Genomic DNA, 22,847 nt, shown 5'->3' with positions numbered 1-22,847 from the left:
CACCCTCCCCGTCCCCAACGACCGGGTCTAAGGAGCCGGCCCTGTCCCCGGGCCGGCTCCGCCATTTCTGGGGGCAGCTGCTAAAATTGATCCAATTTCGCTGGCATGGTGTATTCGCGCCGCCAGGATATAAGCCGCAGGAGGTCCTATGCCGACCGAAGCTCGATCACCACGTCTTGCGGTTCTTATCGACGCGGACAACACCTCCGCCAAGATTGCCGACGGCCTGTTCGAGGAGATCGCGAAGATCGGTGAGGCCAGCGTGCGCCGCATATATGGCGACTTCTCCAGCACCCGGTCCAAGGGCTGGGCAGACATACTGGCGAAGCACGCAATCTATTCCGCAGCAGCAGTTCGCTTATACCACTGGGAAGAATGCTTCCGATATCACACTGGTGATCGATGCGATGGATCTGCTCCATAGCGGCCGTTTCGACGGTTTCTGTCTGGTTTCTTCCGACAGCGATTTCACGCGGCTTGCTGCGCGCATTCGTGAACAGGGCGTGGATGTGTTCGGGTTCGGCGAGCAGAAGACCCCGGAGAGCTTTCGGCAGGCTTGCCGGCGGTTCATCTACACCGAAAACCTTCTTCGCAGCCCGGCGAACATCCCGGATACCGCGCCTGCAGCCAAGCCGCTTCAATCATCCAGCGCTGCGCTGCCCGTACTCAAGAAAGTCATTGGCCAGATGGACAGCGAAGATGGCTGGGTGCTGCTCGGCACATTCGGAAAGCAGCTCTCAAACCTCTTCTCCGATTTTGACCCTCGCACCTATGGTTTCGGTAAACTGAGTGACCTGGTGAGGAGTACAGCTGAATTCGAAATCGAGGCGCCCAAAGGAGGAGCCATGCGCATTCGCATCAGGCCTGCCGCCGGGAAAAAGGGAAAAAACAAAGCCGCCTAGCGAGAAGCGCTCGGCCTCCAGCGGGGCACGACCGCCACGTGCATCCGACCATCTCACAGCTCCTTTGCGTGGGTGGCGGATCGAGGCATTATAGGCTGTTGGTTTCGTCCTCTGGATCACGGCGATGTTGGAAATCCCCGAAGATCGATGCGAGCGCCATCGTCTGTTCAAGGCGATCGACGATGCCTTCAAGGCCGGTGACTTCGATGGACTTGGCAAAGCCTTGGGCGGTTCGCCCCGTTGGTTCGACGAACGCATGCCGTTCGAACTCGGCCTCGGGCATCCGCTGGAATATGCGGTCTATTGGAGCCCCGTCCGCTTCATCTCGACCTTGCTGGATGCGGGCTCGGATCCGAATTACGGGGATCACGGTGGGTTTCCGGCCATCATTGCGGCGCTGTCCACTGACCGGGCTGACCGACTGAAAATCGTCCAGCTGTTGATCGAGGCTGGCGCCGATCCCAACATGCGGGGCGTGAACGACTGGACGCCGCTTCACTATTCGGTGGCCATTCGCAGTGCTGACGCGATCCGCATGCTTTTGGCGGCGGGCGCTGATCCTGCGCTCGCAACCCGCATCGATGACTACAGCACGGCCATCGAGGACGCCGACAAAGCCGGCTTTGAAGCCGGCGCTTCATTGCTGCGTGATGCGATGGCCAAGCGCGGCTCCAATAGATAACGGCTAGGCCCGCGATGAGACAGCCGGCGACCGGGATCGGCCAAAGTTGGCCTCAGACCTTCTTCAACCCCGCCTTGAAGCGTTTGCCGTTGGCGACGTAGTGCGCGGCCGAGCCGCGCAATCTTTCGACGGCCGCGTCGTCCAGCATCCGGATCGCCTTGGCCGGTGAGCCGACGATCAGCGAATTGTCCGGAAATTCCTTGCCTTCGGTGACCAGCGCGCCGGCGCCGACCAGCGAATTCCTGCCGATCCGGGCGCCGTTCAGCACGATGGCGCCCATGCCGATCAGGCTGTTGTCGCCGATCGTGCAGCCATGCAGCATGGCCCGGTGGCCGATCGTGCAGCTTTCGCCGATGGTCAGCGGAAAGCCCGGGTCTGTGTGCATGACCGTGTGTTCCTGCACATTGGTGTCGGCGCCGATGACAATAGGTTCGTTGTCGCCGCGAATGACGACGCCAAACCAGAAGCCAGCATTGCGGCCGACCCTGATATCGCCGATCAGCGTCGCATCGGGCGCGATCCAGTTTGTATCCGCATCCGCGAAGCTGGGCTCTGTTCCGTCGATCGCATAAAGCGGCATTGTCGGCCTCCGAATCGTCTCAGATGCCGGACCCTAAGAGACCGATCGTCCATGAGGCAATGGCAAGCACGACGATGCCGAGCGCCAGGGACCAGGCAATCGCCGTGCAGCCGCACGACAAGAGCGCCATCGTCGAAATGCGGTTTTCGCGCCGGGCATCGAGCGCATCGTTGACCAGCATGAACGGTCCGGCGCCAGCGGTGGCCGCCAGCGAGCGCAGCACATGCGCGGGCGACACATAGGGCTCGGCGAAGGCCACCTTGCGGCCCGAGACCAGCTCCATCGTCGAGCCCGTCAGCCCGCAAACCGTCAGGCCGACGAGAAAAGCAAACAGGAAGAGTTCCATCTCAGCCATCTTAACCATCCATTTACCATGAAATCGCACAGTCGTTTCAGGAAGGCTGCAAGGGCCGTGCCGCGCGATGTGTGCCGCCTAGGGACACGAGACGGGCGGTTGGTGATGAGGACCGAGATGAAGCAGGCAGCGATCGCCGACGGCCCCGAACTCACCGTGGTCGACTCCACGCTGATGAAGCGGGTCTTCTATGCGTTCGCCGCACTTGCCTTGCTGTCGGTGGCGATCAGCCTTGGCGGCAAGTGGTTCGGCCATACCATCGCCATGGCTGGATATACCGACGACACGACAGTGCGCCGGGTGGTGATTGGCAACAATGTGATTTCCGTGCCGGCCAATTTCATCCGTTTCGACCAGGCCCGGCGCGACGGCATCGCCTCACGCCTCGACCTTTATCTGCGCTATCCCCAGATGGACGGCTACAGCGAAGCGGCGCGCGACGATTTCAATCACTCGGAAGTCAACAGGAGCATCATCTTCCTGTCCTTCGAGCAGCAGATGATGTCGCGCGACATGAGCGGCCGGTTCGCGCCGATTTACAGCGCGCTGATCGTCCAGCCCGGCATTCCGGGACCTGGCGGCACGACGGTCTACGGCTTCAATGAGAAGTCAGGCTATCTGAACGAGGTGCTGGTGGTCGGCAAGCGCGCGGGCAAGGACCCTTTCGTGGCTCGCTGCCTGAGCGGGCCGAGTGCCGGTCAATCGCTGGCGCCCTGCGAGCGGGACATCCATGTCGGCGACGATCTCAGCCTCACCTATCGTTTTCCAAAGGAATTCCTTGACGATTGGCAGGCACTCGACGCGGCGATGACGGCAGAGGCCGGGCGAATCCTGAAGCCCGGACATTGACCGGCAGATGCCGAGGCCGGCCGCGCTCGGCGCGGCCCGCCATCGGCTCACAGGCTCAGGCCAGATCGATGTCGAGGATCGCCATCGAGAAATTGTAGTCGCCGTCGTCCTCGTCCTTGAAGACGATGCCGAGGAACTCGTCGCCGACATAGACTTCGGCGGAATCTTCCTTGCGCGGCCGTGCCTTGACCTCAAGCTTGGGGTTCTGGAAGACGCGCTTGAAATAGGCGTCCAGCTTTCTGATTTCGTCCGGCTTCAACAGTCTTCTCCGATCATCGGGCTTGCTGGTTTGAAGGGCGCTTCTGGCACGTCGACAATGGCGATGTAAAGGCAAGCCGGCCGTATTGCACCGGAAGCGGCGGCGCCGCCGGGCAAAATCGCAATGACGCCGGACGACGCGCCGGCGCGTAAATCAGATATCGAAGCTGACCACCTGGTCCATCGACTGCGACGGCAGGAGCTGGTCCATCTGGCGGGAAGGCTGGTCGCAGCCGGTCTCGCCGACGACACGGGCCGGCACACCGGCAACCGTCTTGTTGTGCGGCACGGGCGACAGCACCACCGATCCGGCGGCGACCTTGGAGCAATGGCCGATCTCGATGTTGCCGAGGATCTTGGCGCCGGCGCCGATCAGCACGCCGCGGCGGATCTTGGGATGGCGGTCGCCACCGGCCTTGCCGGTGCCGCCCAGCGTCACGCCGTGCAGGATCGACACATCGTCCTCGATGACCGCGGTCTCGCCGACGACCAAGCCTGTGGCGTGATCGATGAAGATGCCCTTGCCGATGCGCGCAGCCGGGTTGATGTCGGTCTGGAAGACCGACGAGGAACGGCTCTGCAGATAGAGGGCGAAATCCTTGCGGCCCTGGTTCCACAGCCAGTGCGCCAGCCGATGGGTCTGGATGGCGTGAAAGCCCTTGAAATAGAGCACAGGCATGATGAAGCGGTCGCAGGCCGGGTCGCGGTCGTAATAGGCCTGGATGTCGACACGCACGGTCGTCGGCCATTCCTTGTCGTCGGCCAGCATCGATTTGAAGGTCTGGCGGATGAGATCGGAGCCGATATCCTGATGCGCAAGCCGCTCGGCGATCCGGTGGATGACCGCCTCTTCCAGGCTCTCCTGGTTGAGGATCGTCGAATAAAGGAAGGCGGCGAGCAACGGGTCGCGGTTGACCGCGTCCATCGCTTCGTCACGGATCGAACGCCAGATCGGATCGACCGGCTGCAACGCGCTGTGGCGGGAAATGCTGATGCTGTTCATCGACGTCTCGTCCTGCGTCCTGCTGGCTTGCCTGTTTTCCGGCCGCACATATAAGCCAGATCATAGCATGATTGAACTCAATTTTCCTTAGTGCTGTGTCAAATGGATTTGGTTCGCGGGAATTCAAGCCGCCATGGAAAACGAACCCTTGATCGCCGGACCGCCGAAAAGCGGCCTTCCGTGCCTGGCTGCGGGGAAGGCGTAGAGCGATCGGGTGGCGGGCTCAAGGTCAGCGCGGCGCCGATGACGCCGCGCTGCAATGGACGCGGTTCAAGTCGGCAGCGGCGTGCCGGCCTGTTCAGCCACCATATATTCGGCATACCAGTCGGGCCAGTTCACATCGTGCTGTCCGCCCGTCCGTTTCTCGTGTTCGCCATGTGCGGCCGCCGCACGCCGCAGCGCCGCCGCAAGCTCGCCGGACGACGTAAAAATCGTGTCGCTGGCATCCACGCGTCCAGGCAATCGCTGGGTGATTTCCTGCAGTATGAAGCTGTTGCCGTCCGGATCGCTGAACGTGACGTAGGATGAATAGCTGCGCCCTTCCGGATGCCGGCCGCTGATCGGCGGCTGCCCAGGCCCCGTGCGATGAAACACCTCGCTCGCCTCGACGCCGCGCGCCACGAGTTCGGCATGCGCCGCCTCGATATCGGACACCACGAGATAAAGCCCCTTCGCCGAGCCTGGCGTGGCTGATGTCAGGCCTTTGCCGAAATGGATCGAACACGGCGAACCGGGCGGCGTGAATTGCACGACCCGAAACGCATCGCCGACGACGAAGTCGGCGTCGAGCCGCCAACCGAGGCCGCCATAAAAACGCTTGGACCGATCGGCATCCGCAACGGCAATGATGACGGCCTCCAGCTTCATGTCGATCGTCCCCGGTCTCGGAGTCTCGCTGCTGGGCGTGTTGGTCATGTCAGCCTCCTGGGTTGGATATTTCTTGGACTGGCAGCATTCCTCAGAGCTCCGGCCCATGCAAGGTTCGCAGTGATTGGTTCTTTGACTCCGAGGGGCTGAGACCGATTAACTGGACGGATGATAAAAATGAAAGACCAGCCGTTGATCGACACGGCCCTGAAAGCCGAGCTTTCGGCGCTCTATGGCGCCGGAGATCGCCATTACCACAACCTCGCCCATATCGAGGCGATGCTGGCGCTGGCCGGCGACTATCGAGCGCAGCTCGGCGACGCGGAAGCCGTCGAAGCGGCGATCTGGTTCCACGACGCTATCTACGACAGCAAAGCCAAGGACAATGAGGCCAGAAGTGCTGCCCTTGCAGAGGAAAAGCTCGCTGACCGCACCGGTGCCGGGCGCCTGGGCCGCATCAGCGCGATGATCGTCGCCACCGCCACGCATCAACTGCCTCGGTTCGACGACGCGGCGGCCACGCGCGACGCCAGCCTGTTCCTCGACATGGACCTGTCGATCCTGGGCGCCGCGCCGGATGCGTTCGACGCCTATGAACACGCGGTCCGCCGCGAATATGAATGGGTAGCGGAGCCGATGTGGCGTGCCGGACGGGGTGCCGTGCTCAAGGATTTCCTGGCCCGCCCGCACATCTTCCACACGGAGGAATTCCGCCAGCGTTTCGAGCCGCAGGCCAGGCTGAACATGGCTCGGTCGCTGGAAACCCTGCAAAAGCCCTCGTAATTTTCGCGAGGCTTCGACAAACGTGAATTTTCTGAGGTGCCGACATTATGAGCAGCAATTTCTTCCAACCGGTCGACGCCTCGGCCGTTCCCCGCTTTGCCGGGCTCTCGACCTTCATGCGGCTGCCGGCGGTGGCGAGCGCCGAGGGACTAGACATCGCACTGGTCGGCATACCGTGGGATGGCGGCACGACCAACCGCGCTGGGGCGCGGCACGGCCCGCGCGAGATCCGCAACCAGTCGAGCCTGATGCGGCGCGTCCACCATGTCTCGGGGACCGAACCATTCAGCATCGCCAATGTCGCCGATGTCGGCGATCTCTCGGTCAATCCGATCAATCTCATTGACGGGTTGAAGCGCATCGAGGACGGCATCGCGGCAATCGTGGCGGCAGGTGCCATTCCGCTGGCCGCCGGCGGCGATCATCTGACGACGCTGCCGGTGCTGCGCGCCGTCGCCAGGAATCGCCCAGTCGGCATGATCCATTTCGATGCACATTCCGACACCAATGACCGCTATTTCGGCGACAACCCTTATACGCACGGCACGCCCTTCCGCCGCGCGATCGAAGAGGGCCTGCTTGACCCCAGGCGGGTCGTGCAGATCGGCATTCGCGGCTCGATCTACGAGCCCGGCGAGCATGACTGGGCGGTAGCCCAGGGCATTCGCATCATCTACATGGAGGAGTTCGTCAGGCGGGGTGCTGCCAGCGTCATGGAAGAAGCGCGCGCCATCGCCGGAACCGGCCCGACCTATGTGACCTTCGACATCGACTGCATCGACCCGTCGATGGCGCCGGGAACAGGCACGCCCGAGCTCGGCGGCTTCACCACCCGCGAGGCGCAGGAAATGGTGCGCCTGCTCGACGGATTGAACATTGTCGGCGCCGATGTCGTGGAAGTGGCGCCGCCGTTCGATCTCGGCGGCATGACGGCGCTGGCGGGCGCGACGATGATGTTCGAATTGCTGTGCGTTCTGGCGAAGTCGGTTCAAGCGGCGAGAGCGCCAGGCTGACCCTACGTGTCAGCGTGCCAGGTCAAAGCGGATATTCAGCATAAAACTCCAGCACGCGTTGCTTGAAGGTCTTGTCCCCGACCGCCAGCATATGGTCCCTGCCCTCGATGTGGAACCCCCTGGCGTTCGGCATCAAGGCGGCAAGCTCGTCCGGAGAACCGCCAATGTCATCCGTGGTGCCGACCGCCACCAGCGTCGGCTGGGCGATGCGGGCAATATCGTCCTCGCTCAGCAACTCCCGCGATTTGGCGATGCAGGCAGCGAGCGCCCGGCGATCGCTGCGGGTCTGGTCGGCGAAGGCGCGGAAAGAGCGGCCGCGCGGATGAGTGGTGGCAGTCGGATCGTCGGCAAGCAGCGCCGCGGCAATCGGATCCCAATCGCCGACGCCGTCGATCATGCCGATGCCGAGCCCGCCAAAGACCAGCGTCGCCACCTTGTCCGGATCGGACAGCGCCAGGAACGCGGCTATGCGAGCGCCCATCGAATAGCCCATGACATGGACCCGTTCGATGCCGAGATGGTCGAGCAAGGCGGCGGCATCCGACGCCATCTTTGCCGGGGTATAATCGGCCTCGTCATAGCTCTTCGATGACGAACCGTGGCCGCGATTGTCGAAGGCGATGGCACGATACCCAGCATCGTTGAGCGTCTTGAACCAGCCGGGTGATACCCAGTTGACATAGAGGCTCGAGGCGAAGCCGTGGATCATGAGCACGGGATCGCCCTCGCCCGAGGCCGGCTGGCGGTCGAGGAAGGCAAGATCGAACCCGTCATGGGAAAAAAACTGCATCGGAAGGCTATCCCCGGCGCTCAGTTGGAATCGACGTTCGGGGAATCGCCCTTGTCCGACGGTGGTATGCCAGGGCCAGATATTGTGCCGACGGCCGGGTGGCGCAACAGGTCGCCATATTCGATGCCGTATTTGGCGGCGGTGCCAGCCTTGAGCTCAAGCACGAAGCGCACGGGTACGCCGGGTGAGATGATGGCTTGGGATTGCGGCTCGCCATGCTTGACGGCCCGGATCTTGCCATCCTGGCCGACAAAGATCAGGTCAAGCGGCATCGGCGTGTTCTGCATCCAGAAACTGACCTGCTGCTGTATCTCGAAGACGAACAGCATGCCGTGATCGTCCGCCATGTCCTGGCGATACATCAAGCCGGCCTCGCGCTCTGTATCGGTGTCGGCGATTTCGATCGAAAAGGAGCGATTTCCATCTTTCGTCACCACGATCAGCGGCGTCGGGTCGACCGGAAGAATCATCGCCCGGCTGTCGGCCGAAGTCGGACGCTCTGAATAGAAGAAAGCGCCCGAGGCCGCGATCACGGCAACAATGGCGCAAAGCACGCCCGCCGTCAGCCAGTTCCTGTGAGCCATCCAAAATCCTCGACCGGAAATCGTCCTAGACCATGATCCCGAAAAGTGGAACCGGTTTCGGACAAGATCATGGTCAAACAAAGAGGAGGTAGAACCTGAACCATCTCGATTTATCGGGACGGGCCGGTTCTAGTGCGAAACCGGCAAGGTGCCCATATCGGGGTGAATTTCGGCGGCCATAAGGCCTTTGTCGCCGCGGCCGAAACGGACAAGCACGACCTGCCCCGGCCGAAGCTCGGTGATGCCGTAGCGGCGCAAGGTCTCCATATGGACGAAAATGTCCTCGGTGCCCTCGCCGCGCGTCAGGAAGCCGAAGCCCTTTGTGCGGTTGAACCACTTGACCAAGGCGCGTTCGAGCCCGCTCTCCGGCGTCACCGCGACATGGGTGCGCTGTTCCTGCATTTCGGCGGGATGGACGGCGGTGGTGACATCCATGGAAAGCACACGGAAGGCCTGCAGCCCACGATCGCCCTGCTTGACAAGGCAGACCACGCGCGCGCCTTCCAAGGCTGTCTGGAAGCCGTCCCGCCGAAGACATGTCACATGGAGGAGGATATCGCCCGAAACACCGTCATCGGGAAGGATGAACCCGTAGCCCTTGGCCACATCGAACCACTTGATGGCGCCGGCAATTTCGGTCAGGTCAGCGGCATCGCCGCCTTCGTCGCGCCTCAAGGCGTCGCCAAGGGTTCCGGCCCGCCCCGTCAAAGAGGCCTTTTCCCCCATAAGAATGCCCCCTTTTTTGCAAGAACACCGCAACTGATTCTTGACACCAGATTAACACCGCGGCTTCCGGTGTGTGCAAGACCTTCCCTGCCTTTTTTCACGGTTCATTGCGGGAATACCGGATTTGTTCTTTGCCGGCATCGCCGGCCGCGGGAGATTGCCCTTTCGCCGGGCCGACCCTATGTTGCGCCGCACCCCAACAGATCGAGGAAAACTCATGCGCTATCTGCACACAATGGTCCGCGTCGCCGATGTCGATGCCTCGCTCGACTTCTACTGCAACAAGCTCGGGCTGAAAGAAGTTCGCCGCTACGAAAACGAGCAAGGCCGCTTCACGCTGATCTTCCTCGCCGCCTCCGAAGACGAGCAGAGCGGCGTCAACGACAAGGCACCGCTGCTCGAATTGACCTACAACTGGGATCCGGAAGATTATAAGGGCGGGCGCAATTTCGGCCACCTCGCCTATGAGGTCGACGACATCTACGCCACCTGCCAGCATCTGATGGACAATGGCGTCATCATCAACCGGCCGCCGCGCGACGGCAACATGGCCTTCATCCGCTCGCCGGACGGCATCTCCTTCGAGCTTCTGCAGAAGGGCCCACCGAAAGCCAAGGCAGAGCCCTGGGCTTCGATGCCGAACACCGGAAGCTGGTAGCAATCACGCCATCTTGAAGCGAGGCGGCCTGGGTAAAAGCCGGCCGCCTTTGCCGTTTCGCGCCACGCCACCTATCCGACCGGTCATCACGCCTGGCCGGCAGGCCAGCGCCCAGACCAGGAGAAATCATTCATGCCATCCAGCCATGCCGACGTCGCCACCGAGCACGCCAGCCGCTACCTGCAGCAGCTGTGCAAACACTGGGCGCACAAATTCCCCGTCGAGTTCAATCCGACCCACGGCACCATCGACCTGACATCGCTGGGACGCACCGTCATGGATGCCGATGCGAGCACGCTGCACATCACGGTGTCGACGGAAGAAGCCGGATCGCTCGAGCGCCTGGAAAGCGTGGTGGCCGACCACATCAAGCGCTTTGCCTTCCGCGAGGAACTGGCCTTCGACTGGAAGCCCGCTCCGGCGGCGTGATCAGGCTAGTTTTCGCCGGCCTGCCCGGCCATGTCCAGCAGCGCCAACACCGAGCGCCAGTTGCGCGCGGTGCCCGGCACCTTCAGAACGTGCGGAATGAGGTTGGCAAAGACTGACTTGCCGAGCCCATCCGGCGCGCTGAGGTAAAGCACGTCTCCCTTGACTTCGAAGCGCTCGGGGCCGGTGCATTTCTCGGCAAGCCGCGCCACCTCATCGGCGGTCGGCTCACGCTCCAGCGCATAGGCGTGCAGCTTGGTGTGGTCGGCGGCAGCTTCCGGATAGGGATTTTCGCTCACCAGCCGTTCGAACCAGGAGAGATCGCGCACCATGATGCGCGAATGAAAACCCCATTTCTGCTCGAAGGCCGCTTCGATCTGCTTGGTCAGCGCGGTCGCGTCGCCTTTGCCGGCCCTGAACACCACATTGCCGCTCTGCACATAGGTGGCGACATCGGAAAAGCCGAGATCCTCGAAGAACGAGCGCAGCTCCGCCATCTTGACAATGCGGTTGCCGCCGACATTGATGCCGGAAAACAGCGCGATGAAGACCTTAGCGCTCATATGATGAACCCCGCCAATGTCTCGTTGTCGGTGATGTCCTGATACTGGACGCCCTCGGCCTCGAAGTTTGCCTTCAACAGGTCGAAATTGCGCCGGTCCTTGGTTTCGATGCCGATCAGAACCGAGCCGAAATTGCGCGCCGACTTCTTCAGATATTCGAAGCGCGCAATGTCGTCGTCCGGACCCAGCATTTCGAGGAAATCGCGCAGCGAGCCCGGCCGCTGCGGGAAGCGGATGATGAAGTATTTCTTCAGGCCCTCGTAGCGCAGCGCCCGCTCCTTGACATCCGGCAGCCGCTCGAAATCGAAATTGCCACCTGAAACCACGGCGACAATGGTCTTGCCGCGGATTTCCTTCCTGGAAAAATCCTTCAGCGCGTCGATCGCCAAAGCGCCGGCCGGCTCGAGCACGACGCCTTCGACGTTGAGCATCTCGATCATGGTCGCGCAGAGCCTGTTCTCCGGGATCAGCCGCACAGTGTCGGCGGCGAACTCCTTGAGGTACCGCAGGGGTTCACGGCCGATCTCGGCGACCGCCGCGCCATCGACGAAGTTGTCGACCTTGGCAAGCTTCAGCCGTTTTCCGGCCGCGAGGCTGTCATGCAGGCTCGGCGCGCCGGCCGGCTCGCAGAAGACGAAACGCGCCTCCCGACCCTGATCGGCGAAATAGTGCGTCACGCCAGCAGCGAGCCCGCCGCCGCCGACCGGCAGCATGATGATGTCGGGCATGCGTGCGCCTGGCATCTGGTCCGCGATCTCATAGGCGACCGTCGCCTGCCCCTCGATGATGTCCTTGTGGTCGAAGGGTGGCACCATGTGGGCGCCCGAGCTTTCGGTGAATTCGAAGGCGGCGCGGTAACAATCGTCGAAAAAGTCGCCGACCAGCCTGATCTCGACGAATTCGCCGCCGAACAGCCGGGTCTTGTCGATCTTCTGCTGCGGCGTCGTCACCGGCATGAACACCACGCCCTTTTTGCCGAAATGACGGCAGACGAAGGCGAAACCCTGCGCATGATTGCCGGCCGAGGCGCAGACGAACAGTTCCGCCTGATTGCCGGCAGCAAGCGCCTTGCGGAAGAAGTTGAAAGCACCGCGGATCTTGTAGGAGCGTACCGGGCTCAGATCCTCTCGCTTCAGCAGCACCCGCGCGCCGGTCTTTTTCGACAGATAGTCGTTTTCCTGCAGCGGCGTTTCCGGAAAGATCTGGCGGATCGCGGCGGCTGCGGTAGCGACGCGGGAGGAAAAACTGGTCATCGGAAAGCCACCTTGTGCCGCATGTTTTTCGCGGACCCCTGTCATCAACCTGGCCGCAAAGCGTCTATCGTGATCCGGCGCAGCCGATCCTGCCTATTGCATATCCGGGCCGGCAACGCCATTGTCCGACCCTTCATGCCACTTCGCAAAGGGCATTCGCAAAATCCTTGCAAGCACTTGGGGACGTTTGTTCATGCCAGTCGCATCGGTCGGTCTGAAATCCATGTCGCTGCCGGAATTCGGCGAACCGACGGTGATGCCGCTGGTTGCGCGAAGCACCTATGAAGCGCGCATCGAAGCGCTGATCGCGCGCGGCGCCAAGGCCGGCTTCGATGCCTTCACAGTCTATGGCGACCGCGAACACGCCGCCAATGTCGCCTATCTCTCAGGCTACGATCCGCGCTTCGAGGAGACATTGCTGGTCGTCGTTCCCGGCAAGCCGCCAAGACTTCTCGTCGGCAATGAGGGCTGGGGCTATGCCGAAATCTGCGATGGACCCTATGAGCGCGTGCTCTACCAGACCTTCTCGCTGCCGGCGCAGCCGCGCGACCGCTCGGATGCGCTGCCCGACATCCTTGCCGGTTGCGGCCTGAAGCCCGGCCAAAGGATCGGCGCCATCGGCTGGAAGCCTTTTGGCGCCGGCGATGCCGGGTTCGATGAGACGACGCTCGACCTGCCGTCCTTCATTGCCGATACGCTGCGCACGCTTGTCGGCGACAAAGGCGCGGTCGTGAATGCCTCCAATCTTTTGATGAACCCCATCGACGGCCTGCGCGCGATCAGCGAGGCCGACCAGTTGGCCGCCTTCGAGTTTGCCGCGACCTTCACCTCGCAAGGGTTGCGCAATGTGCTGCAAGGCATCGAGCCCGGCATGAGCGAACTGCAGGCGGCGCGGCTGATGGGCATGAATGGCCTGCCGCATTGTTGTCACCCGATGCTGTCGGCGGGAAAGCGCGCCGCCTATGGCCTGCCCAGCCCTCGCCTCGACATCATCCGGCGCGGCGACCCGATCACCATGGCCTATGGCATCCAGGGCGCGCTCAACGCCCGCGCCGGCTTCCTGGCCGAGGATGCCTCCGAGTTGCCTCCTGCCATCCGCGACTACGTCGAGAAGCTGGTCGCGCCGTATTTCGCGGCGGTTGTCGACTGGTACGAAGCGATCGGCATCGGCACGACGGGCGGCGCTTTGTGGAAGGCGGTGCATGACCGCATCGGCGATCCGTTCTTTGGCGTCTCGCTTAATCCCGGCCATCTCGTCCATATCGACGAGTGGATGCATTCGCCGGTGTTTTCCGGCTCCGACATCAAATTGCGATCCGGCATGGCGTTGCAGGTCGACATTATCCCGGCGACCGGCAGCGACTATTTCACCACCAACATCGAGGACGGCATCGCGCTCGCCGACGAGGCGCTGCGCGAGGAGATCGCGGCGCGCCATCCCGAAGCCTGGAGCCGCATCGAAGCGCGCCGCGCCTTCATGGCGGATGTGCTCGGCATCCGCCTCAAACCGGAGGTGCTGCCTTTCTCCAACATTCCGGCGTTCCTTCCGCCATTTTGGCTTTCGCGCAACAGTGCGATGGCTGTAACCAGTCGCTGACCACATTTCGACTGGACACGACTTAGTTCTGCCGCACTCTCCCTGTCCGGGAGGTGTCGCGGGGGTGGATGGGCCTTTTGGCCGGAGTGGAATTTCAGAAGTGCCTTTGAAGAAGATCGTTACTGTTTGTCTCGCCTTGCTCGTCGCCGGCTGCGCCGGCCCGCAAACGCAGGAATTGCTTGGCAGCGCCATCGTCGCCGCGCCGGTGACGGAGATCGCCGGCAACCACTCGATCTTCATCGCCACGACCCGCAAGAAATCCGACGATCCCAACAAGGTTTTCGACGGCGAGCGTTCGGCGACGCTGAACTACGCCCGCGTCAACGTCACCGTTCCCGGCATCCACCAGACCGGCCAGATCGAACGGCGCTCGCGCGGCAAGTCGGATGATCCGGCCAAATATTTCATGGCTTCCGAAGTTGTCGGCTACGACACGCAGCCGAAATTTTCCAGCGCGCTCAACGCCGATATCGCGGCGCGCGGCGGCCGCGTCATGGTCTTCGTGCATGGTTACAACACCGGCTTCGACGACGCGGTCTATCGCCTGACCCAGCTCGTTCACGATTCCGGCTACCCCGGCACGCCGGTGCTGTTTTCCTGGGCATCGGGCGCCAAGACCACCGACTATGTCTATGACAAGGAAAGTGCCAGCGCCGCACGCGACCAGCTCGAAGTGACATTGCGCATGCTGCAGCAGTCCGGCGCGCGGCGCATCGACATTGTCGCGCATTCGATGGGAACCTGGGTGACCATGGAAACGCTGCGCCAGATGGCCATCAGCGGCGACCGTGATCTCGGCGGCAAGCTTGGCGACGTGGTACTGGCCTCGCCCGACATCGATGTCGATGTGTTCAAGAGCCAGATGCGCCGCTACGGCAAGCCCGACAAGCCGTTCATCCTGCTGTTGTCCGACGACGACCGCGCGCTGAGGCTGTCCGGCCTGATCGCCGGTTCGCGGCCACGCGTCGGCGATTACAAGGACGCCGCCGATCTTGCCTCCTATGGCGTGACCGTGGTCGATCTCTCCAAGGTCAAAGGCAGCGACAGCTTCAACCACACGAAATTCGCCGACAATCCGGAACTGGTGAAGATGATCGGTCAGCGGCTGCGCGAGGATGACGGCTTTGCCAGCGACCGTGAAGTGACCGACCGCATCGGCCTGCTCGGACAGTAGGTGCGCCGCCGCGGGTTTGCCATGCCAATCCAGCCTTGCGGAGGCCTTGGCCCACTTTGAACTGGACCGAGCCCGTCTCTGGCCTTATCGGAATGATTGGTGACGTCATGCTTTTGACGTCCCCCTTTACGGGAGCCGACGCGTGACCGTGCGTTTGAAGAGTTTCGTCGTCGCGTTGGCGCTCGCTGTTGCTGGCTGCGCCGGCCAGAACACGCATGATCTGCTCAACAAGACGACGGTCTCGGTACCAGCTTCCGACATCGCGGCCACGCACGAAATTTTCGTCGCCACCACCCGCCTGCAGGCGACCAAGGATCCGCGTCAGGTATTTGATGGCGATCGCTCGTTGACCACCAGCTACGCCCGTGTCGACGTCACCGTGCCGAAAGTCCACCAGGTCGGCGCCATCGAGCGGGCCAAGGGTTCGGCCAACTCGAACCCGGCCAAGCAATTCACCGCCACCAATGTCGTCCATTATGGCGATGCCCCGCAATTCGCCAAGGCGGTCGGCGCCGACATCGCCATGCGCGGCGATCGCGCGCTGGTCTTCGTGCACGGCTTCAACAACGGCTTCGACGACGGCATCTACCGGCTGACGCAGATCGCCCACGATACGAAATATCCGGGTACGCCGGTGCTGTTTTCCTGGGCGTCGAGCGCCAAGACGACGGGCTACATCTACGACAAGGACAGCTCCACCGCCGCGCGTGACGATCTCGAGGCAACGCTCCGGATGCTCGCCAAGACGCGGGTCAAGAGCATCGACATCATCGCTCATTCGATGGGGACCTGGTTGACGATGGAGGCACTGCGCCAGCTCGCCATCGCCGGCGACCGCGATCTCGGCGGTAAACTCGGCTATGTCATCCTGGCTTCGCCCGACATCGATGTCGACGTGTTCAAGAAGCAGATGATGCGTTACGGCAGGCCGAACAAGCCGTTTGCGGTGCTGCTTTCAGGCGATGACCGGGCGCTCAAATTGTCTTCACTTATCTCCGGCGACAAACCGCGTGTCGGCGACTATGGCAATGCGGCCGATCTCGCCAGCTACGGCGTGGCCGTGGTCGACCTGACCAAGACCAAGGGCGGCGACGGTGGCCTCAACCACGCGAAATTCGCCGACAACCCGTTCCTGGTGCAGTTGCTCGGCGACCGCCTGCGCACGCCGGCTGGCCTGGCTGCCGATGAGGACCCCGCACAGCTCAACAATCTCGGCCAAGGACTTGGCAAGGCCGTCGGCTCTGTCGCCGAGGTCGTCATCACCACGCCGTTCAAGGTGCTGACCATTGCCACCGGCGGGTGAGCATCACCAACACGCGCAAGGACATGTTGAGATTTGCGTCAGGCTGAGCCGAGAATGGCTGCTTGCGAGAACCGGAACGGAGCGCACTTAGTCGCCCGTGAAGTATCCTGAACGGCTTTGTTTTCTGGGCGATAGAGCCGCTCCGCCCATGCAGTGGCCGACGATAAGTATCCGCACCATCAATCAGCTTAGGGTCGATCGAGGGGCGACCGATGTGGCTGTAGAACGGCCTCAGCGCCGATCGCGTGCCCCCGAGGTTGAGGAAATGGTCCATCGGCCAAATGCGGACTCTCGGTGCCGAACGTGAAGGTGGTTCTCAGACGGCCCTTGAACCTGATGAAGGCTCTGGAGGTCGCAAGATTTTAAAGCAATTACAATAACTTAATCAACCAGCAAACGCGAGTAGCGACGTCCCCGAGGTGCGACTACTTTTCGCGCTGCAAACGGATCCAACCGCGAGGTGAAACCCATGTCGGACGAGCAACTGCGCTGGCTTTTGAAGGTCAGCCAGCCCGAGGGGACCTTGGCCTCCCTCCCCGGAGGCGCCAGCCTAGATCGGGAAGCGCATGCCGGGCTCCTCGGCCTGCCGGTTGAGATCTACGCGACCGAACTCGACCGCATGCAAAAGGAGGTCTCGGAAGCAGCCGTCGGATTGCTTGCCGACCCAGCCGTGGCATCGATGGTCGATCGCCTTCCCCTTAGGAAAGGGGCCAAGGTCGTGGCGTTCGGCGACAGCTTGACGTCCGATCCTCAATCCTGGGCGGTCGTTCTTGGGGAAATGCTGGCGAGGCGCCGCGGTACCGACAGGATTTCGCTGACCATCAGCGCGGTCGCAGGCGAGACGACCACGCACGGTCTCGTGCGGGTCGCAAATGTCATCAATTCCCAGCCCGACTGGATACTCTTCCTCGTCGGTACGAATGACGCCCGCACGCAAGGCCCGCACCCCACGAAGACGCTCGTCCATCATGAGGAGACCGCGCGCAACATTGCCGAGCTGCGGGAGCGCATTTCCAAAGAGACCACGGCGAACTGCGTTTGGATTACTCCGCCTGCGGTCAATGAGGCGCAGGTAGCGGCTCATCGGGGCCTGGCCAGGTTCGGGGTCCGGTTCCGCAACGAAGACCTGGCGCGAGTCGCGAAGATCGTCCGCGAGGGCGACGGGCCGGTTATCGACGCCTTCTCAACGCTGGGGAGTCCGCCTTCTTCCGACCTGCTCATGGACGACGGTCTACATTTCACCCTGGCGGGCCAGAAGCGAATGGCATTCGAGGTGATCCGTGGCTGGAGCAAGCTCCAGTGAAACATCTCATCATCGGCGCCACGGGAAACATCGGCTCTCGGGTAACCCAGTGCCTCGTTGATACTGGAGCACGCCCGTCCGTTTTCGTGCGCAGCGCGAATAAGGCCAGAGCCCTTTTCGGTGACCATGTCGATATCCATACCGGAGACCTCGAAAAGCCAGGCGCCTCGCTTACTGCTGGGCTGGCTGGGGTCGACAGCATATTCCTCCTGACTGATGGACCGGATCTCGAGAGGCGAGATCGCGCGGTCTCCTTCGCTGCCCGCCACGCAGGCGTACGACACGTCGTCAAGCTCTCCACCTTGGACGTGCGAACCGGGATTGGTACCGGTCCGTGGCATGCACGCGGCGAGGATGCCATTCGGGGAAGCGGGGTGGCGTTCACGTTCATTCAGGCGGCCGGATTCATGTCCAACGCGCTCGGTTGGTCGCAATCCATCCGCCGCGAGGGTGTGCTGCGCTCGTCTACGGGTTGGGGCAAGATCGCATTCATCCATCCAGACGACATCGCTGCCGTCGCGACGGCCGCCCTGACCACGCGCGACCACGACGGCCAGGCACTGGTGATCACCGGCCGTAAGGCGCTGTCCTATGGGGAGATGGCGGCCACGATAGGCAGAGCCATCGGCAAGCCCGTCGGCTTCGAGGAAATATCCGACCGGCAGGCGTACACCGACGCCGTCGGATGGGCCGGGAAAGGCCCCTACGTCGATGCCCTCGTGGACATCTGGCGCGCGGTGCGCGAGGGCCGACTTGACACGGTGACGGACGGGGTAAAACGAGTGACTGGGCGGGAACCAATCCCGTTCGCTCAGTGGGCCGCCGAGAACGCCGCGTCGTTTCAGTCGTGTTTCGGTGCGGTGCCCTAAAAAGAATTCACGTAGACCTGTACGGTACGGATCGCCTCGCTCCTAACGACATCGCGCGAGAGGGTGCGCACCTGATGGACCGCTCCGTGCACGAGGGATTCCACCATGCGTGGAAGGACAAAAAGCATTCGCTCCGTCTCGTCGAGGCTGTATCGCTTTTGGTCGGCGCGCGACAGCACGCGCCCAAACGTGTGATGCAGCGCATTCCTGAAGCCAAGAGCGCCCTCCGGAACGGCGGACGAAACAATCTCGTGCAGTTCCGCAGCATCCACATGCACGTTCACCAGACCTCGGACGAGTTCGCCGGTGAATTCCTGCAGCGGCGCCGAGGCGTAGGCAGCCGTCGTCTGCCCGATGATCTGCCGCACATCGTCGACGTGCCGGTCATGAAGGGCGGTGAAGATTGCGCGCTTGTCGGGGAAGTACTGATAAAGCGACCCGACGCTGACGCCGGCGGCCTCCGCGATGCGATTGGTGGTGATGGCCTGGGTCCCGTGACGCTTCACCACAAGTTGGACCGCCTCGAGCACGCAGTCCACGGTCTGCCGCGAGCGTTGCTGCTTCGGCTCGCGCCGCGTAGAGGTTCTTTTGGCCGTGGTCATGCTCTGCCTCGCCGTATGTATTTCGCAGGCCGACATCATCCGTATATCGACATACCTCAGACGAACAGATCGACCTTCTGGAACGTCGTCACGTCGATCAAGCCGACATCGGAAATCCTCAACTCCGGAATGACGACCAGCGCCAGCAGCGAGTGCTGCATGTAGGCATTGTTCAGCGAACAGCCCATCTTGCGCATCGCTTCGGTGAGTTTTTCCGCCTTGGCGGCAACGATCTCGGCGCGCTCGTCCGACATCAGCCCGGCGATCGGCATTTCGACCAGCGCCAGTTCCTTGCCCTTGGAGAACAGCACGACGCCGCCGCCGACTTCGCCCAGCCGGTTGACCGCCAGCGCCATGTCCTGCTTGTTGGTGCCGACGCAGATGATGTGGTGGGCATCATGCGCCACGCTCGACGCCATGGCGCAATCGCCCATATAGCCAAAGCCGGAGACGAAGGCGTTGGTGACGCCGCCCGTGCCCCGGTGCCGCTCGACCAGCGCGATCTGGCAGACATCGTTGCGGCGATCCATGGCGACCAGCCCGTCCTCGACCGGCAGATCGGCCTCCAGCGCCCGCGTCGGTGCCTGGTTCTCGATGACGCCGATGACGCGCACCCGCACCTCATTGGCGCCCTTGGGGGCCGCGATGTCGAAATCTGCCGCCTTCAGCTTCTTGCCCAGCTTGACGGTGTTCTTCGCCGTCTTCGGGTAGTCATAGGCCGGAATGTCGATGTCGAGCTTGCCGCCCTTGGCCAGCCTGACGCCGCGCGCATAGACCTCATCGATGGTCATTGCGGCGAGATCGGAGACAATCAGCAGGTCGGCCAACCGCCCCGGCGCGATCGAGCCGATTTCGCGTTCCAGCCTGAAATGCTGGGCGGTGTTGATCGTCGCCATCTGGATCGCCGTCACCGGCTTCAGCCCTTGTTGGATGGCGTGGCGCACCACCCGGTCCATGTGACCTTCATGCACCAGCGTGCCGGAATGACTGTCGTCGGTGCACAGGATGAAGTTGCGCGGATCGATGCCGCCTTCCGTCACCGCCTTGATCTGCGAGGCAACGTCATACCAGGCCGAGCCCAGCCGCAGCATCGCCTTCATGCCCTGGCGCACGCGGGCGATGGCATCTTCCGCGCGCGTGCCTTCGTGATCGTCCTCAGGCCCGCCGGCGACGTAGCCATGGAACGGCAGGCCGAGGTCGCGCGAGGCATAGTGGCCGCCGACCGTCTTGCCGGCTTTGACCGTCGCGGCGATCTCGCCCGACATCACCGGATTGTTGGCGGCGACGCCGGGGAAATTCATCACTTCGCCGAGCCCGATGATGTTTTCCCATGTCATCGCTTCCGCGACATCGGCGACCGTGAGCTCGGCGCCGGCATGTTCCAGCCCAGGCGCCGAAGGCACGCAGGACGGCATCTGCACATGCACATTGATCGGCATTGCCACCGCCTCGTCATGCATCAGCCGCACGCCCGGCAAGCCCAGCACATTGGCGATCTCGTGCGGATCGATGAACATCGACGTGGTGCCATGCGGGATGACGGCACGGCAGAATTCGGTCACCGTCACCATGCCGCTCTCGACATGCATGTGCGCGTCGCAGAGGCCGGGCACCAGGTAGCGCCCGCCGGCATCAACCACCTTGGTGCCCTGGCCGATGGCGTGGCTGGCATTCGGCCCGCAATAGGCAAAGCGGCCGCCGGCAATGGCGATATCGGTGCCGGCGATGATCTCGCCTGAGTGAACGTTGACCCAGCGGCCATTGCGAATGACGAGATCGGCAGGCTTGCGGCCCATGGCGACGTCGACCAGATGCGTCGCCATCTCGGTCCAGGGTTTTGGTTTCGTCGCATGCGCCGCCGGCTTCTTTGCCATGAAGGGACTCCTGTTTGCGCGACTGTGCCAAGCCTGCCCGGTTTTGACCAGCGCCAAACAGCGGATAGGCCTACCAGCCTTCACAAAGGCTGTTCTGCCTTGACCTCGACCGTGACTTTCGCGCCGCCCGCCGAAATCCGTTCCGCCAGGCGCTGGAGTTCGCCGGCAGTGAAGCTGCCGCTGAGCTTCACTTCGCCGCCGAGGATGGGTTCGACCAGGCGCGGCGACGCCACCACGGCACCGTCGACACTGAGATCGACCACCTTGCCGACATTCGCCTTGGTGAGGTCGGCGAACGCCTTTGCGCTGTCCGCTGTCATCTTGAGGTTGAGCGCCTTCTGTCCCGACGCTTGATCGGATACGACCGCGGCCTTGGCGATGGCGAGCGTCAATGGCTCGGCCATGGCGAGGCCGCAGGCGAGCAGCACGATGGCTACTGCAGCGATGAGACGAGCCGGGCTGTTCATCAGGATTTTCCCTGCGAGACGCTCATCTTGCACGCTGACATTCGCCCGGCAATGTCAGCTGTCGTCGGCTTGCTGGCCGCCGTTCGGCGAGCGGCGCACGACCGCAGCCGGAAACAGGTTTCCGTTTCGTCGCAAAACGGTCTACCTTGGCTCCCAAGATTTTCCGACTCTTCGCTCGGGGAGTTCGATGTATCGCCTTGTGGTCGCAAGTGCCGGTCTTCTTGCCGTCCTGTCCATGCCGGCTCTTGCAGCCGACCCGACGGTCGATGTGCCGATGACCGCGCCCGGCTTCGACTGGACAGGATACTATGCCGGCCTGCAGGCGGGCTATGGCTGGGGCCGGTCCGATATCTCAGGAAATGACGGCGGACCGTTTTCCGTCTCGCCCGACATAGACGGCGGTTTCGTCGGCGGGCACGTCGCCGGACTGTGGCAGTTCGACCAGGCGGTGATCGGCGCCGAGGCCGAGCTCAACTATTCCTCGATCGACGGCACGGCCGAAGCGGAACCCGGAAACAATTTCGGCACCGACATCAAGTGGTTCGGTTCGGTCAATGCCAAGGCCGGATATGCGATGGATCGCGTGCTGGTCTACGGCATAGGCGGCGTCGCCTTCGCCGGTATCGAGACATCGCAATCAGCAGGCTCCACCTTCTCCGAAACACACACGAATGTCGGCTGGACCCTGGGTGCCGGCGTCGACTATGCGCTGACCGACAAGTTCGTCGTCGGCGCCCAGTATCGCTATTACGATTTCGGCTCCGAGCACTATGACGGGTCCAGCGACTTTGTCGGCCGCGACCAGGACACGAAACTGAACACCGTCGGCGTCAATCTGAGCTACAAGTTCTGAACGCCGCCGACAGCGATCGGCGAGCGACTGACGTGACCAGCAATTTCGATGAGAGGGGCGGCCGGCGCCCCCAGTGGGCGGGGGAATGGGTTGGGCCTGGTAGACGCCGGCCTCGGCGGATCAAGTCCGCCGTGCAAACACCCTACGCACTGCGCGCCGCGCGCTAAATTCCGCGATCACGCCAGTATCGCCGCGCCCCCTCCTCGGGGGTGCGCGTTCGGACAGCTCAAGAACACGACTTGACGGCCTGTATCTGGCATCTGAAAAGGGCTGGCCTGCGGACGTGGCGGAATTGGTAGACGCAAGGGACTTGAATCACTCTGACAACTGAAGGGGGCATCGAAAGATGCAGAGCAGTTTACTAATTGAAGTTCGCGATAACATTTTCCTCATCATTGCGTTCGCAATCGGGTTTTCTATTCCAATTGCAGAAATATTTAAACCGTATAAAGGAGGACTGTGGAAGATACCGTCTGATCCAAAAGAAAAGAGAAGGCTGTTCCTAAGCGTTGC

The 22,847-nt window shown here is 62.4% G+C and carries 25 protein-coding genes and 1 pseudogene; 13 read left to right on the top strand and 13 right to left on the bottom strand.

What is annotated here, in order from left to right:
- Positions 1-148 precede the first annotated feature (148 nt).
- Positions 149-996: pseudogene (locus tag CKW40_RS36295) on the top strand (NYN domain-containing protein).
- Positions 997-1,026: 30 nt separating this feature from the next.
- Positions 1,027-1,584, top strand: coding sequence for an ankyrin repeat domain-containing protein (locus CKW40_RS36290; RefSeq protein WP_095204504.1), 558 nt, complete (start codon positions 1,027-1,029; stop codon positions 1,582-1,584).
- Positions 1,585-1,636: 52 nt separating this feature from the next.
- Here CKW40_RS36290 and CKW40_RS36285 read toward each other — a convergent pair whose 3' ends face one another.
- Positions 1,637-2,164 carry a gamma carbonic anhydrase family protein gene (locus CKW40_RS36285; RefSeq protein ID WP_095204503.1) on the bottom strand — a complete coding sequence of 176 codons (528 nt, stop codon included), beginning with the start codon at positions 2,162-2,164 and terminating at the stop codon, positions 1,637-1,639.
- Positions 2,165-2,183: 19 nt separating this feature from the next.
- On the bottom strand, positions 2,184-2,519 hold the full coding sequence (locus CKW40_RS36280) for a DUF6949 family protein (RefSeq protein ID WP_095204502.1): 336 nt from the start codon (positions 2,517-2,519) through the stop codon (positions 2,184-2,186).
- 117 nt (positions 2,520-2,636) lie between these two features.
- On the opposite strand from CKW40_RS36280, the gene CKW40_RS36275 reads away from it, so the two are divergent.
- Entirely contained in the window at positions 2,637-3,368 is a 732-nt protein-coding gene (locus CKW40_RS36275; protein WP_095204506.1) for a hypothetical protein, read from the top strand.
- A gap of 55 nt (positions 3,369-3,423) precedes the next feature.
- Here CKW40_RS36275 and CKW40_RS36270 read toward each other — a convergent pair whose 3' ends face one another.
- The 3 genes from CKW40_RS36270 to CKW40_RS36260 all read right to left on the bottom strand — a co-directional run bounded on the left by CKW40_RS36270 (position 3,424) and on the right by CKW40_RS36260 (position 5,544).
- Positions 3,424-3,627, bottom strand: a complete 204-nt coding sequence (locus CKW40_RS36270; RefSeq protein ID WP_006200852.1) for a DUF3126 family protein — start codon at positions 3,625-3,627, stop codon at positions 3,424-3,426.
- Between the two features lie 153 nt (positions 3,628-3,780).
- On the bottom strand, positions 3,781-4,629 hold the full coding sequence (cysE, locus tag CKW40_RS36265; protein ID WP_095204501.1) for a serine O-acetyltransferase: 849 nt from the start codon (positions 4,627-4,629) through the stop codon (positions 3,781-3,783).
- Between the two features lie 270 nt (positions 4,630-4,899).
- Positions 4,900-5,544 (bottom strand): VOC family protein, encoded by a 645-nt coding sequence (locus CKW40_RS36260; RefSeq protein WP_095204505.1) that lies wholly within the window; start codon positions 5,542-5,544, stop codon positions 4,900-4,902.
- A 129-nt stretch (positions 5,545-5,673) separates the two neighbouring features.
- Here CKW40_RS36260 and CKW40_RS36255 point away from each other — a divergent pair, with 129 nt between their 5' ends.
- On the top strand, positions 5,674-6,279 hold the full coding sequence (locus CKW40_RS36255) for an HD domain-containing protein (protein WP_095204500.1): 606 nt from the start codon (positions 5,674-5,676) through the stop codon (positions 6,277-6,279).
- A gap of 47 nt (positions 6,280-6,326) precedes the next feature.
- Complete coding sequence (gene speB, locus CKW40_RS36250) at positions 6,327-7,292, top strand: agmatinase (protein ID WP_095204499.1); 966 nt, start codon at positions 6,327-6,329, stop codon at positions 7,290-7,292.
- A 22-nt stretch (positions 7,293-7,314) separates the two neighbouring features.
- On the opposite strand, the gene CKW40_RS36245 is transcribed toward speB, so the two are convergent.
- The 3 genes from CKW40_RS36245 to CKW40_RS36235 form a co-directional block, all read right to left on the bottom strand.
- Entirely contained in the window at positions 7,315-8,082 is a 768-nt protein-coding gene (locus CKW40_RS36245; RefSeq protein ID WP_095204498.1) for an alpha/beta fold hydrolase, read from the bottom strand.
- A 20-nt stretch (positions 8,083-8,102) separates the two neighbouring features.
- The gene (locus CKW40_RS36240) at positions 8,103-8,666 is read right to left on the bottom strand and encodes a DUF192 domain-containing protein (RefSeq protein WP_095204497.1); all 564 of its coding nucleotides are present in this window, start codon (positions 8,664-8,666) and stop codon (positions 8,103-8,105) included.
- Positions 8,667-8,795: 129 nt separating this feature from the next.
- Complete coding sequence (locus tag CKW40_RS36235; RefSeq protein ID WP_091578390.1) at positions 8,796-9,392, bottom strand: cold-shock protein; 597 nt, start codon at positions 9,390-9,392, stop codon at positions 8,796-8,798.
- A gap of 217 nt (positions 9,393-9,609) precedes the next feature.
- Between CKW40_RS36235 and CKW40_RS36230 the strand changes: the two genes are divergently transcribed.
- Together CKW40_RS36230 and CKW40_RS36225 are read left to right on the top strand one after the other, a co-directional pair.
- Positions 9,610-10,050 carry a VOC family protein gene (locus CKW40_RS36230; RefSeq protein ID WP_095204496.1) on the top strand — a complete coding sequence of 147 codons (441 nt, stop codon included), beginning with the start codon at positions 9,610-9,612 and terminating at the stop codon, positions 10,048-10,050.
- A 132-nt stretch (positions 10,051-10,182) separates the two neighbouring features.
- On the top strand, positions 10,183-10,479 hold the full coding sequence (locus CKW40_RS36225) for a DUF2218 domain-containing protein (protein WP_095204495.1): 297 nt from the start codon (positions 10,183-10,185) through the stop codon (positions 10,477-10,479).
- A gap of 5 nt (positions 10,480-10,484) precedes the next feature.
- Here CKW40_RS36225 and CKW40_RS36220 read toward each other — a convergent pair whose 3' ends face one another.
- Both CKW40_RS36220 and ilvA read right to left on the bottom strand, forming a co-directional pair.
- Positions 10,485-11,039 (bottom strand): DUF1697 domain-containing protein, encoded by a 555-nt coding sequence (locus tag CKW40_RS36220; protein WP_095204494.1) that lies wholly within the window; start codon positions 11,037-11,039, stop codon positions 10,485-10,487.
- Entirely contained in the window at positions 11,036-12,292 is a 1,257-nt protein-coding gene (gene ilvA, locus CKW40_RS36215) for a threonine ammonia-lyase IlvA (RefSeq protein WP_095204493.1), read from the bottom strand. Before ilvA ends, CKW40_RS36220 begins: the two co-directional genes overlap by 4 nt.
- Before the next feature lie 193 nt (positions 12,293-12,485).
- Between ilvA and CKW40_RS36210 the strand changes: the two genes are divergently transcribed.
- From CKW40_RS36210 to CKW40_RS36190, 5 genes are all read left to right on the top strand, one after another.
- Positions 12,486-13,889 (top strand): aminopeptidase P family N-terminal domain-containing protein, encoded by a 1,404-nt coding sequence (locus CKW40_RS36210; RefSeq protein ID WP_095204492.1) that lies wholly within the window; start codon positions 12,486-12,488, stop codon positions 13,887-13,889.
- Between the two features lie 100 nt (positions 13,890-13,989).
- Positions 13,990-15,063, top strand: a complete 1,074-nt coding sequence (locus CKW40_RS36205) for an alpha/beta hydrolase (protein WP_095204491.1) — start codon at positions 13,990-13,992, stop codon at positions 15,061-15,063.
- A gap of 142 nt (positions 15,064-15,205) precedes the next feature.
- Positions 15,206-16,366 (top strand): alpha/beta hydrolase, encoded by a 1,161-nt coding sequence (locus tag CKW40_RS36200; protein ID WP_095204490.1) that lies wholly within the window; start codon positions 15,206-15,208, stop codon positions 16,364-16,366.
- A 469-nt stretch (positions 16,367-16,835) separates the two neighbouring features.
- Positions 16,836-17,669, top strand: coding sequence for an SGNH/GDSL hydrolase family protein (locus CKW40_RS36195; protein ID WP_095204489.1), 834 nt, complete (start codon positions 16,836-16,838; stop codon positions 17,667-17,669).
- Complete coding sequence (locus tag CKW40_RS36190) at positions 17,666-18,538, top strand: NAD(P)H-binding protein (protein ID WP_095204488.1); 873 nt, start codon at positions 17,666-17,668, stop codon at positions 18,536-18,538. Before CKW40_RS36195 ends, CKW40_RS36190 begins: the two co-directional genes overlap by 4 nt.
- Here the strand turns inward: CKW40_RS36190 and CKW40_RS36185 are convergent.
- From CKW40_RS36185 to CKW40_RS36175, 3 genes are all read right to left on the bottom strand, one after another.
- A complete protein-coding gene (locus CKW40_RS36185) occupies positions 18,535-19,140 on the bottom strand; it encodes a TetR/AcrR family transcriptional regulator (protein WP_244571422.1) in 606 nt (201 codons plus the stop codon). The genes CKW40_RS36190 and CKW40_RS36185 overlap by 4 nt on opposite strands.
- Positions 19,141-19,196: 56 nt before the next feature.
- Positions 19,197-21,014: an adenine deaminase gene (gene ade, locus CKW40_RS36180; protein ID WP_095204486.1), complete on the bottom strand. Its 1,818-nt coding sequence runs from the start codon at positions 21,012-21,014 to the stop codon at positions 19,197-19,199.
- A gap of 80 nt (positions 21,015-21,094) precedes the next feature.
- Positions 21,095-21,481, bottom strand: a complete 387-nt coding sequence (locus tag CKW40_RS36175) for a SecDF P1 head subdomain-containing protein (protein WP_095204485.1) — start codon at positions 21,479-21,481, stop codon at positions 21,095-21,097.
- Between the two features lie 187 nt (positions 21,482-21,668).
- On the opposite strand from CKW40_RS36175, the gene CKW40_RS36170 reads away from it, so the two are divergent.
- Positions 21,669-22,334, top strand: a complete 666-nt coding sequence (locus tag CKW40_RS36170; RefSeq protein ID WP_095204484.1) for an outer membrane protein — start codon at positions 21,669-21,671, stop codon at positions 22,332-22,334.
- Positions 22,335-22,847 lie beyond the last annotated feature (513 nt).

The organism is Mesorhizobium carmichaelinearum (assembly GCF_900199455.1).
GTDB lineage: Bacteria > Pseudomonadota > Alphaproteobacteria > Rhizobiales > Rhizobiaceae > Mesorhizobium > Mesorhizobium carmichaelinearum.
This window is presented reverse-complemented; position numbering and strand designations above follow the sequence as displayed.